7 protein-coding genes are annotated in these 13,019 nt (G+C 40.6%); 3 read left to right on the plus strand and 4 right to left on the minus strand.

Annotated features, from left to right (window positions below; translation table 11 throughout):
• Positions 1 to 1,485: 1,485 nt before the first annotated feature.
• Positions 1,486 to 5,937 carry a PAS domain S-box protein gene (locus AAEZ00_RS15500; RefSeq protein ID WP_164839489.1) on the plus strand — a complete coding sequence of 1,484 codons (4,452 nt, stop codon included), beginning with the start codon at positions 1,486 to 1,488 and terminating at the stop codon, positions 5,935 to 5,937.
• A 380-nt stretch (positions 5,938 to 6,317) separates the two neighbouring features.
• Here the strand turns inward: AAEZ00_RS15500 and AAEZ00_RS15505 are convergent, their stop codons facing one another.
• Together AAEZ00_RS15505 and AAEZ00_RS15510 are read right to left on the minus strand one after the other, a co-directional pair.
• Entirely contained in the window at positions 6,318 to 6,854 is a 537-nt protein-coding gene (locus AAEZ00_RS15505; RefSeq protein ID WP_124011574.1) for a response regulator transcription factor, read from the minus strand.
• 58 nt (positions 6,855 to 6,912) lie between these two features.
• Positions 6,913 to 8,247, minus strand: coding sequence for a sensor histidine kinase (locus AAEZ00_RS15510; protein WP_124011575.1), 1,335 nt, complete (start codon positions 8,245 to 8,247; stop codon positions 6,913 to 6,915).
• 390 nt (positions 8,248 to 8,637) lie between these two features.
• Here AAEZ00_RS15510 and AAEZ00_RS15515 point away from each other — a divergent pair, with 390 nt between their 5' ends.
• Positions 8,638 to 10,044, plus strand: a complete 1,407-nt coding sequence (locus AAEZ00_RS15515; protein ID WP_351089000.1) for an alanine/glycine:cation symporter family protein — start codon at positions 8,638 to 8,640, stop codon at positions 10,042 to 10,044.
• 484 nt (positions 10,045 to 10,528) lie between these two features.
• The gene (locus AAEZ00_RS15520; RefSeq protein ID WP_124011577.1) at positions 10,529 to 11,113 is read left to right on the plus strand and encodes a TetR/AcrR family transcriptional regulator; all 585 of its coding nucleotides are present in this window, start codon (positions 10,529 to 10,531) and stop codon (positions 11,111 to 11,113) included.
• Between the two features lie 83 nt (positions 11,114 to 11,196).
• Here the strand turns inward: AAEZ00_RS15520 and AAEZ00_RS15525 are convergent, their stop codons facing one another.
• Positions 11,197 to 11,979 carry a hypothetical protein gene (locus AAEZ00_RS15525; RefSeq protein WP_124011578.1) on the minus strand — a complete coding sequence of 261 codons (783 nt, stop codon included), beginning with the start codon at positions 11,977 to 11,979 and terminating at the stop codon, positions 11,197 to 11,199.
• Between the two features lie 167 nt (positions 11,980 to 12,146).
• Positions 12,147 to 12,617: a Dps family protein gene (locus AAEZ00_RS15530; RefSeq protein WP_124011579.1), complete on the minus strand. Its 471-nt coding sequence runs from the start codon at positions 12,615 to 12,617 to the stop codon at positions 12,147 to 12,149.
• Between the last annotated feature and the right edge of the window lie 402 nt (positions 12,618 to 13,019).

The raw sequence follows: 13,019 nt of genomic DNA on the forward strand, positions 1-13,019 counted from the left end.
GCTATTCAACATCATGACCAACAACTCATAATCGTAGGTACAATGTATTCCGATACCCTTATAAAATGTAGTGCTAATTTAACAAATATCGCTACAGACTTTTCCATTTTTGTAATATTGAATATCGGCGTTAAAATTAAGCCTAGTTTACGCGACACTATGACGCACTTAAATTTAGGCTTTATTGTTGATATGAATGATGATGAATCGAGAAAAAGTCATTGGTTAATTCAACAAAAATTATTAATAACAATAACGTTAATCCCAGCAGTTCACTTAACAAAATATTGATAAATAGCTAGCACCTTAGTGAGTATTTTCTGGATGCACCGACCCATTAAATTGAGTTGCTTACAGATTTCAATATCGTTTTTATTTGACTAAACCATCGATAAATTTATGAATATTCATTCACAGCAGATACTTAATCAGAGCATTTTATTTAGTCAGTGCACACCGTTTAGGCGCTATCATAATGAGACGCCTACCATGGCATAACTGGTATTTTTGCCACACATGAGCGGAATCAATATCAAGGCCATTACAACATCAACAGATTAGGTAATGTGAAAGGTTCACCTAATGTAAAGGGCCTCTCATATTAACTGCGACATGGTGTCGCAGTTTGGCACTATTTGATTGCCCTGCTTGGGTAGATTCAGCAGACTCAGTTGATGGGTGACGTCAGTGACATCTCCCCCGATTTAAATAACATATTTAACACTGATGTTATAACCTGTTTGATACGACACTTTGGCGTTGTTTGGTTGATGACTTTGAGTCGCAATCAAATGTCTACACTATGCTTGGTGACTTTACTCTGTATTTATTTACTATGGGAATGGGGATGGATGCAAATTAAAGGTATCGTTTTTAATCTGAATAAGATTATTGGGCCTCTATTAATATAGAGGCCTTTTTTTTATGGCTAACTGTCTGCAGATAATGAAGTTTGTCACTTTTATGGGGCTAAACGCGCGCTGGCGGAACAGACTAACTCATTTGCGTTCCAAAGCTTGTTAGCCAGTTTGCTTTACCATCTTGAACGCTACTTGATTTGAGTGAGTTCTATCATGCTAAAGCCTATTTCTCAATATTATAGGCCGATGATTACGTCATGCAGCAAAGTGTTTATGAACAGTCAATGTCGAGGATAGCAAACTAAGTTGACCACACCCCATTTTAGCCTATGGTAGAAATTTGTTAACAAACTGTATTTTATAGCATTATCCAATATTTTATTTTTGATATTGCACAATAACTCATCCTCTGCGGACATAAAATGTACGACGATTGCGAGTCTACGAAAATTAGCGCTATTAAGATTGACGTCAATCAAAGTGATCTTAGCTTAAGTTATGATATTGTTAATAGATTTACTTGTATGAGTTTTTATGGCGAAGAAATATGACTTTAAAATTGAAATAAAAAAACATTTTTGCCTATAAAAAATTTAATTTATTGTGTTAAATATGGATGCATCATATGGAAGCTGGCTCTCGTAGAATACAGTTTATTTCTATACCGGTAACGTTGCTCATCATGGCGATTGTTTACTACTCATTCAACACCGGACGCGATATAGCAGTACGCTACTCACCATTAGTTGATGCGGCGATGGAGATCAAACTTGAAGCGACCACGGCTCATTTGTGGTTTGAAGAGGCGATTAGTGGTGACCCAACTATTGATATCGAGGCGATATGGACTCATCTTGATCAGTCAGCATGGTATGCACAAGCAATGCTTGATGGTGGCGTAAATAATGAAAACACTTTCCTCGCACTTAACGATCCTCATTTACGACTGCAAATAGAAGACACAATTGTCGATCTTCAGCATTTCCGTCAAATTGCTCAACTACGCTGGAATGCACAATCAACATCCGGTATTGGTTCTAATATTGATCAACAGTTTGATCAAGCCTTTTTAGAACTTAATCTTGCTGTTGATCATGTTCAAACCACCTTACAGAAAATCATCATTAACGATCTGCAAACATTTAAACTCATGCAACAGTTGTTGATGGCCCTGACCCTTATCGTAGGGTTGGTTATACTTGGCTTATTGCTGCGCTACAACACTAGGATAAACAACCATATACTGGCGTTACATAAGCAAGAAGAAAGCCTGCGGATTACGTTAAACTCTATCGGTGATGCTGTGATTGTGACCGATACCCATGGCACTGTAACCTACATAAACCCAGTGGCGATTAAACTCACTGGCTATACCGCTGCTCAAGCGATAGGACAACCGTTAACGGCGGTTTTCAATATTATTCATGCTCTCACATTCGAACCGGTTAATAACCCAGTAAAAAAGGTACTCGAAACCGGTTTAATCGTCGGGCTAGCTAATCACACTATGCTTATTGCCAAAGATGGATCTGAATACCAAATTGCAGACTCAGGCGCCCCTATACGCAACCCTGCTGGTGACATTAGTGGCGTGGTACTGGTGTTTAGAGATGTCACCGAAGAACACACATTATTTTCAGAGTTAGAGTCTAGTCAGGCACTGATAAAAACATTGTTAAATACCGTCCCCGATATGATTTGGTTAAAAGATGCAAAAGGGGTTTATTTAGCCTGCAATTCAAAATTTGAACGGATGGTTGGCGCTCGAGAACATGAGATTGTGGGTAAGACGGATTATGACTTTGTAGACCATGAGCTTGCCAATTTTTTCCGCAACAATGATGACAAAGCTTTAATTGCCGGAGAAGCTACTGTCAATGAAGAGTCACTTACGTTTGCCGATGACGGTCACATTGAGCTTGTCGAAACCATAAAAACCCCGATGAGAGATAATAATGGTCACTTAATCGGCATATTAGGTGTTGCCAGAGATGTCACTAACTATAAAAAATCGTTGGCACAACTTAAAGAAAGTGAGACGAGGCTAATTGAGGCTCAAGTTTATGCACAAATAGGCTATTGGGAGTTGCTGGCAGATCAGCAAACAGCCATTTGGTCTGATCAAATGTACGCTTTATTTGGACTCGTCAAAACATCTAAAGCTGGGCCAGACACCATATGTGAAGTCATGAATAAAAGCGACTTTCCAACCTTTATTGCATCCGTTAAAGAATGCTTCTTTAGTGGCAAAGAACACCATGTCGAGTATCGGATCATAAGACCCAGTGATGGTGAGGAACGCTGGATAGAGTGTCGAGGTAAAGTGGTCACGGATAGTGATGGAAAACCGCAAAAAATATCAGGTTTTATCCAAGATATTACTGAGAGTAAAAAAGCCGAAGAGACTTTACGCCAAAGTGAAGCGACTATCCGAAACAAGCTAAAAGCGATATTAGAACCCGATGCTGATATTGATTCATTAGCACTATCCGATATCATTGATGCCGAGGCGCTGCAATCCCTGATGGATGATTTTTATGATCTTACCGGTATGTTAGGTGCGGTACTTGATATCAAAGGCAATATTTTAGTCGCCGTGGGCTGGCAAGATATCTGCACTCAATTTCACCGTTGTCATCCTGATACGCGAAAAAATTGTCTTGAGAGCGATTTGTTCCTCACACACGGTGTAGAGCATGGAACATTTAAGGAATACAACTGCAAGAACAATATGTTCGAAATGGTCACTCCTATCGTTATCGGAGGCAAGCATCTCGGCAATGTTTTCATTGGCCAGTTCTTTTATCAGGATGAGGTCCCTGATGTTGAGTTATTCCGAAAGCAAGCAAACAATTATGGCTTTGATGAACAAGAATACCTTGCTGCACTTGACAGAGTCCCCCGCTTCACCCGCAATGAGGTCACTCGAGGAATGCATTTCTATGCCAAACTTGCCGATATTATTTCAACATCAAGTTTCAGTGCGATTAAACAATCAAGGTTGCTTGCTGAGCAAAAAAAAGCCGAAGAAAAACTTCAATTATCCTCTAGGGTCTTTAGTGATACCCACGAAGGCATCATTATCACCGATGCCCAACAGCACATCGTTGATGTTAATCCTGCATTTAGTCAAATCACTGGTTATAGCCGTGAGGACATTATTGGCAAAACGCCAGAAATCTTGAGATCGGGTAAGCATAGTCCGCAATTTTATTCCGCGATGTGGCAAACCGTCTCGGAACATGGATACTGGCTAGGCGAAGTATGGAACAGGACAAAGCAGGGACAACTCTATGCTGAATTACTCACCATTTCATCATTAACAAATGACCACGATGAAGTGACTCACTATGTCGGGATGTTTTCTGATATTACCAGTAGCAAACGACAACAAGATCAACTCAATATGATGGCGCACTATGATGTACTCACTAAACTGCCTAATCGCGCTTTATTTGTAGATCGTTTTCAGCAATCCATTGCCCATAGTCTGCGAACAGGACACCAACTTGCGGTATGCTTCTTTGATTTAGATGATTTCAAACCGGTAAATGATAACTATGGTCATGAAGCGGGAGATCGTTTATTAATTGAAGTAGCAAACCGCATCACAGTTTGTATTAGAGAAGAAGATACAGTATCACGTCAAGGTGGCGATGAATTTGCAATATTACTTAATGATATTGAATTGGCATCACAATATGAAGCAACCATAAAGCGTATTCATCAAGCACTGGCGCAACCTTATTTTATTGATGATGTTCAACATCATATTACCGTCTCTAGTGGTGTAACCTTATACCCGTCAGATAATGCTGATATAGATACCTTACTACGCCACGCTGATCACGCGATGTATCAATCTAAATTGGCAGGTAAGGATCGTTCCCGATTATACAGTCCAGATTCAGACCAACGTATTATCCAAAAGAACCATCTCCTAGAAGAAATTGAACAAGCTTTAGGTAATCATGAATTTCAATTGTACTATCAGCCAAAAGTTAACATGGTTAGTGGCCATGTTTTTGGGGTTGAAGCCTTAATACGTTGGATCCATCCAGGAAAAGGACTCATTCCCCCATTAGACTTCTTACCCTTTATCGATGGTACGCCATTAGAGGTTAGGATTGGCGAATGGGTTATCAATGAGGCGCTACAGCAACTTGATGATTGGAAACTGCAAGTTATTAACCTTGAAGTCAGTGTCAATATCTCATCAAACCATCTACTCTCGCCCTCTTTTGTCGTCAATCTAGAAAAGAGTTTAGCTAAGTACCCCAGTAACAATTCTCAATATTTACAATTAGAGATATTGGAAAGTTCTGCTTTTGGCGATATCAATACCATTAATCATATTATCGAGACATGCCAAAACAGGCTAGGCGTCAGTTTTGCTTTGGATGATTTTGGTACCGGTTATTCATCGTTAACCCATTTAAGAAGTTTACCGGTGAATACAATTAAGATCGATCAACGTTTCGTTTTTGACATGTTGGATAATCCAAGTGACTACTCCATCATTGAGGGCGTCATTGCGTTAACGAAATCATTTAACCGCAATGTTATTGCTGAAGGTGTTGAAAGCACAGAACACGGTCTCATGCTACTACTAATGGGCTGTGAGCAAGCTCAAGGTTATGGGATAGCGAAACCAATGCCAGCTAAAGCTTTTTTACCATGGCTTAGCAACTATACTCCGAATAAAAACTGGCGTGTTAGTGGCAATAAGCATCGTAATAATACCGAAAACAGTTTGGCGATATTCACTATGCTTAATGCTCAGTGGAGAGAGACATTTAGACAAAAGATAGTATCGTCTCCAGATGACCATGCACTCTGGCCTATTCTTGATGTGCAGTCTTGTCAATGTGGCAACTGGATCCGTCGAGAAAAGCACAGGACATTATTTGAAACACAATACATACAGCGACTTGAACAAGCTCATAATAATATTCATTTTATTGCTCATGCAATACAGCATCAATATCAACAGGGCAATATTGACACTGCACGTAATAGCTTAGTCAATCTCGAATTAGCTTTTGATGATATAATTAGCGTACTAAGTTTGAGCTAATCAAAATTATGATTAAAATGATTCTATAACATAAAAAAGCGAACATTATGGTTCGATCTAGGCGTTACGCTATATAATGAGGGTCACAAATATTGTGGTACTCTCTTCATAAGGTTAAATGACCAAATGTATGCTTTGGATCGATAAAATCCATTATTGAGATCATTGCTATGACGACTACAGAAGTAGTTTAACGTGTCGATCTGCTCTGATATTTAACCACTAGTTCCGCTGTTAAAATCCCGATGTAGTAAATTTGTCGCAAAAACGGGAAGAAAACCATACATTCCCCTAATAGCAAGAGTCATTTTAAGATCTAAAGCACTAACCCACGTTTGTCCGTGCGAGTTAAAAACAATCAAAATTTATTGTCCGCAATACTAACGATTATCTGCCGTCGGCTTTTTCAGCAATTTGCGTTGCAAGGTTCTGCGGTGCATGCCGAGTTGGCGGGCGGTTTCTGATACGTTGCCGTTGTTGTTGGCGAGAACTTGTTGAATGTGTTCCCATTCGACACGTTTGGGGGTTAAAGGCTGTTCCCCAATGGCATCATAAGTTGTTGTTTCTGCCGTGACTGATAATGCATTTAATAAGGTTTGGGTGTCGACGGGTTTGGCGAGGTAATTGTCTGCGCCAAGGCGGATGGCTTCTACGGCGGTGGCGATACTGGCAAAGCCGGTGAGCAATACCATGTGTACATGGGGTAAAAGTTGTCTTAACGGTTTAATCAACGATAAACCATTATGGTCGGCCAATTTCATGTCTAGCACGATATGGGTGGGGAAAAATTGCCTTGCCATTAATAAGCTGTCGCTGGCGTGATGGCAGGTTTTACACTCAAAACCCTGCTTGCCGAGGCGGCGGGCTAAAATGGCGGCTAGGGCTAAATCGTCTTCAATAATCAATAGCTTGTTCATGGTGTTCTCAATTCAACTTCTATTTACTTCTATTCGCTTCTATTCGTTTAAAATAGCGTCAACTCGCTTTTTGTTCGTTCAGCGGCAAGGTCACAATGGCTTCGGTGCCGCATTCGGGATGAGGTTTAAGGTATAATTTACCGCCTAAACGCTCAAAGCTGGTGTGACTTAATAATACCGCGATGCCCATCCCTTTAGGACTTTTTACCATGTTACTGCCTAATGTTTGTAATAAATGAGTCGCAATCCCCACACCGTAATCACGAATAGTAATACTCAGTTGCTTGGGTTGTGACAAGCCAATATTTACATCTACGCGGGTCTGATGCTGATTATCTTCACTGGCCTGAATGCCATTTTGAATTAACGCCATTAATGCTGGTAACAAGCTCATGTCGGTCATCACTATACGTGACTCAACTTGTGGTGCTATGGATATATTCAGTTGCGCTTCTGGCATCAATAAACTTATCTGCTCGGTTAAGGTTGCCACTAACTCATCGACTCGCTGTTCTGCTAGTTTTTGCTCCCGTATCGATTCGGTCGCTAAACGTAAGTCAGCTAAGGTGACTTCGCAGCGATTCAGTGCGTGCTGCATTTCGGTGATCAATTCCAGTTGTTCAGCATCGTGCTGAGTATCAACTAACTCATCGGTGAGTAAACGTAATGTGGCTAACGGCGTCGCTAGTTGGTGAGCCATTTGCGCTGATGCGGTGCCTATGGCCAATATCTTTTCTTGGCGTAACTGGCCTTCTCGTAAATAGCGCAGCTCGGCATTTTTCTGTCTGATCCGTTTGGCAATAAAGCCGACGGTGACGGTTAACACTAATGCCGAAATCACAAAATTAAACCACATGCCTAAATAGTGCGATCCCATGTCCATACTTTGACTTGCGGGCATCGCCTGATTTGCTGGCATAACGTGGTCCATTGGTATTTGGCTTATGTCGTGTTCCATTACCGAGCCACTATTTTGTTCGGTGATATCAACAATCATCAAGCTATAAAATATCGTCGACACTATGGTTAAGCACCAAGGAGCCCATCGGGGTAAGGTAATGGCTGAAATCGCAATCGGTAATAGCAGTAATGAGACAAAGGCATTGGTTGCTCCGCCGGTGAAATATAACCACGTAGTCCAAAACAAGGTGTCTAATAATAAGGTTAAGAACAACAAACCATTGTTGTTCATGCTGAGTCGATGAAAGCGATAGCTAAAACCCACATAACAGGCTTCAAAAATTAACACGTAAGACAAGGTTACTGGAGGAGTTGTTAAACCAAATAAGTCGGTGGCAAACAAAATAAGACCAATTTTAAGCCCCCAATTAACCAATCGCAGTAAGGCTAATTGTTGCTGGCTGGCATTAAAAGGCAGATTCGCATTTGTCATACTATTATTTATCCTAATTTTTATGATGTATTAAGCTAAAGAACCCGCTTTCAAATATGAGTGCCTTACAACACGGCAATTATGGGGGTATTTTATCAAATATTTACCCTTGCAGTGCCAATATTAACGATATTAATTCAGCGAAACAGACTCACTTTTTAGTCAAAAATAAAGTTAACAAGTAACAAAAACGCCTCGCCTAGCATTAAATATGTAGCTACAATGCATATAAATTCACGCCATAAAATCAACCAACCGCATTATAACCCCTCTTTCACGGTTATTAACGCATTTGGACTTTGGCTGTGTTTGCATTTATAGGCCATTTTTTCTAAATGTAACCTTTTTAAATATCTAATAATAAAACGATAAAACCAAGGAAGTTGTTCAATGATTAACGACATTATATCGCTCGCCAACAATGTGCTGTGGGGCGAATACCAAGTACTCATTTATATCTTGGTATTCGCCGGAGTGTGGTTTTCATTGAAGTTAAGGTTTATTCAATTTCGCCATTTTGGCTATATGTTTAAGGTAATGAAAGGCAGTACCCAAAGTGACAGATCAGGCATTAGTTCTTATCAAGCCTTGTGTACAGGTTTGTCAGCCCGTGTCGGTACCGGTAATTTGGCCGGTGTCGCCATGGCCATATCATTAGGCGGCAGTGGCGCGGTCTTTTGGATGTGGGTTATCGCACTGCTGGGTATGGCGACCGGCTTTGCGGAAAGCATTTTAGGCCAGCTGTATAAAGTACGAGACGATCATAAAGAATACCGCGGAGGACCCGCCTATTATATCCGCGCAGGACTCAAAAAACCTTGGTTAGCAGTATTATTCGCCCTGTGTTTGTTCCTCGGTTACGGCATTAGTTTTAGTGCCATGCAAGCCAACACCATTACCGACGCACTCAACCACACTTTCGAAATTTCGCCAGTATATTCTGGGGCAGTCATTACCTTCATTGCTGGCATCATTGTTATGGGAGGCCTTCGCAGCATTGCTCGGTTTGCAGAGTTCGTGGTGCCTTTTATGGGCCTGGCATTTATTTTGGCAGCGGTAACCGTCACCATCATTAATATCCAACAAGTTCCCGGAGTATTGATGGATATTATTAACTCTGCTTTTGGATTAAATGAAGCGGCGGCCGGCGCACTTGGTGCAGCCATTAAAAATGGTATCCAACGCGGTTTGTATTCTAACGAAGCCGGTGCGGGCAGTGTGCCACATGCCGCCGCAGGCGCGACGCCGGTGCCAAATCACCCGGTTGCGCAAGGTTACGTACAAATGCTGGGGGTGTTTATTGACACTATGGTGTTGTGTAGCTGTACCGCCATTGTAATTCTACTGGCTCAAGGCAGTATTGGCAGTGAAATGGAAGGTATTCGTATCACTCAAAACGCCATGACTTATCATATGGGCATTAGCGGCGATATGTTTGTTGCCATCATTATTACTCTATTCTCTTTTACTTCTGTAGTGGCTAACTACGCCTACGCCGAAAGTAATTTACATTTATTTAAACTCGACAACATCTATGGTCGCACCGGGTACACACTATTGTATTTAAGCATGGTTTATTGGGGAGCCAATGCCTCATTAAAAGAAGTGTGGAACATGGCCGACATGGCGCTGGGATTAATGACAGTAGTTAACATCAGTGCCATTATGCTGCTCACCCCGACCATCGTAAACTTAACCCGCGACTACCAAGTTAAGCTTAAAACCACTAATAAGCCTGAATTCAAGCTGGCCGATGTAGAGATTCAAGGTAAAACCGAAAAAGGGGTTTGGTCTTAGCCGTTCATTAAGGCAGTTTTTTACGATAGATTTCACTTTAGCGTCAATGTAGCGGTTAGTTTTCAAAGCGGAATTGAATAAATGAGTTCAATTCCGCTTTATCGTTTATAACAACTCATTACAGCCGTACTAACTATAACGCCACTATCAAAATGCCACCATTACATCACTACTAGTACAACGCCACCATTACATCACTACTAGTACAACGCCACCATTACATCACTACTAGTACAACGCCAATATCACAGCACCACTTATGCTTGCAGCTGTCTTTTTCCCTCAATTTTGAATTCAAATAATCTCACACAAATGCTGCATTGTTGTTTAATCGGCTTTATTGGTTTAAATATCAATAGTTCATATCACATCCATAATTAAGCATAATCAGCAACAATGGCCGTTATGGTTAAAAATAACCAAAAGATACTGGCCTTACCTCATCGAGTTAACGTAAAATAATAATCTAACTAAAGAGGGGCTAATGGCTAATATATCTAAATTTGATCGCGAAGACGTACTCAAAAAAGCAAAAAACCTGTTTTGGCAAAAGGGGTTTCTAGCCACTTCTACGCGAGAAATTCAAACTATCATGGACATGCGGCCGGGCAGCATTTATGCCGCATTCGGTAGTAAGGCTGATTTATATAATCAGACATTAATTCATTATGCACAAACGTCCGCTAGCAATTTAAATGATAAAATCGAGCAGAATGACCACGTATGGGACGGGTTGAAGCAGTATCTGCGCAGCTTAATGGCTCCTTGCAGTGAAACCGTACCCAGTGAATTATGTATGTTGATGCGCACGCTTTCAGAACTTGATGAGTCACATCAAGAAACCCTTAGCATCGCTCGTGATTTATTGACTCAAGTTGAGCATCGCTTTGTCAATATCATTGAGCAAGCTCAAAACGAAGGTGATTTGCCTGCTCAATTGGATAAACATAAGCTCGCGAAAAAGCTACAAGTGCATATTATCGGTTTACGCTCTTACCTAAAAGCCACCGGCGATACTGAAACAGTAAGCCAGCAACTCGAAGAGTTTTTTATTCAGATACAAAGTTAACAAAGCGCCTAAGGCGCTTTTTAAATAACGCAACGACAAAGTTTTGCACCTATTTTACTGCCAAGATTTATTTAGCGGTAAAATTAGGCCAGCGCATCGTAAAACCTCACATCAAATTGACCAATGCCATGATAGCCAATATTGATTTTTGTCGCTAATGGCACTTTTACCACACCGCAGTATGATCCGGTAATGATCGCTTGCCCTGCACTGAGATTAATGCCTAATTTTGCTAAGTAATTAATCAGCCAATACACAGGCATTTGTGGTAATTCACACGGATGGAACCCAGAAAACTGCTGCACCATTTGGGTCTTAAACTCGCTCACCACCACATCGATATGACTGGCTTTATACGCGACAGACTTATCTATTTTAGGGCCAATATACAGGCCTTGATTACTTAGTCCATCGGCAAGTTTTTGATAAAAACTCGGTTGACTCTCACGGCTAAATCGATTCTGGATCAGCTCTAATGCCATATGCGTAGCTGAAATCATTTGGTCAATTTCACTATGGCTGTATTGACGATAAGCTTCAATGTCTTGCCCTAGTATAAACGCTATTTCTGGCTCTATCAGCGCTGTCGCCTGCCCGTCTGTCACTCTGGGTATAATCGCGCAATCAATACTATGACTCACCGGACCTTGCAAAATGGGCGCTACAATTAATTGACCATTGGCTTGTGGAACTAAGCATTTCCACCCCGCAATGGTGCCATTAAGATTAATCATCAATTGTTGTACAGCAATTGATTCTTCAATACTTTGAGGAAGTACCGCTAGGTAGTTAGAGTCGGGATGAAGAGTATTTCGCTGAGCAAATAAATGCATAGCAAGTTTAATAAGAGCGGGGTTATCAGTCAAAATAGCATCATCAAAACAATCAAAATGCTACATTATCGTTTTTAGCGACTTGGATCGATAGATTTCGTCACCGTATAATAAAAAAAAACCGCTGCAACATAGTCAGCGGTTTAGTTTTACATCCAATGATTTGGCTACGTTAGCCTAAATATGATGCTTAAAGTAGATTACTTGCTCATCGCTCTTAACATCCATGCGGTTTTTTCATGTATCCGCATTCGATCGGACACTAATGCTGCCGTAGACTCATCCTCAGCGGCTTGGGCTAATTTGAGCACTTGTCGCGCGGTTTTGATCACTTGCTCGTGACCTTTGGTCAGTAAATCGACCATGTCAGCTGAACTCGGTACGCCTTCAATTTCTTTAATGGAGCTTAAACGGGCAAACTCTTTATAAGTTCCTGGTGCGGCCACGTCCAAGGTGCGAATACGTTCGGCAATATCATCAACCGCTAGCGCAAGTTCAGTGTAATGCTCTTCAAACATTAAGTGCAGTTCGCGAAAGTGGATCCCGGTGACATTCCAATGGAAATTATGGGTTTGCAAATATAGTGTATAGGAATCGGCTAATAAACTTTTTAAGCCATCAGCAATTTTTAGTCGATCTTCTTTTTTTATACCAATATCGATGTCAGTCATTTTATTCCTCGTAAAGTAGAATTAATTAGTCATAACATTACAGCATTTGTATAAATGGTGATGACAAGCTAGCAAGATTAACAATAAATATGGTTTATTCTTAACATGTTGCTTACATTGTATCTCAGCGAGTCTTTATCGTCGTATTATGACACCAACGAAAACAGCACACGCTGTTAAAACAAATATTACACCACTAATAAAACGGGTCTCAATTCAAATAACATTTATTTAATAAATAAGTTTATTGAATGTCTACATAAATTAACGTAATAAACTCGGGTAAATTAATTGCGATTACGCTAACTCATCGTTAATGTTAGTGAGTATTCATACTAACATTACCACTTAATGGATCAACCGCTGGCCATTAAACTCTGTTAATACTTTTATATTAATAAC

The sequence above is a fragment of the Shewanella sp. S1-49-MNA-CIBAN-0167 genome, from assembly GCF_040310145.1.
GTDB classification, from domain to species: Bacteria; Pseudomonadota; Gammaproteobacteria; order Enterobacterales; family Shewanellaceae; genus Shewanella; species Shewanella psychromarinicola.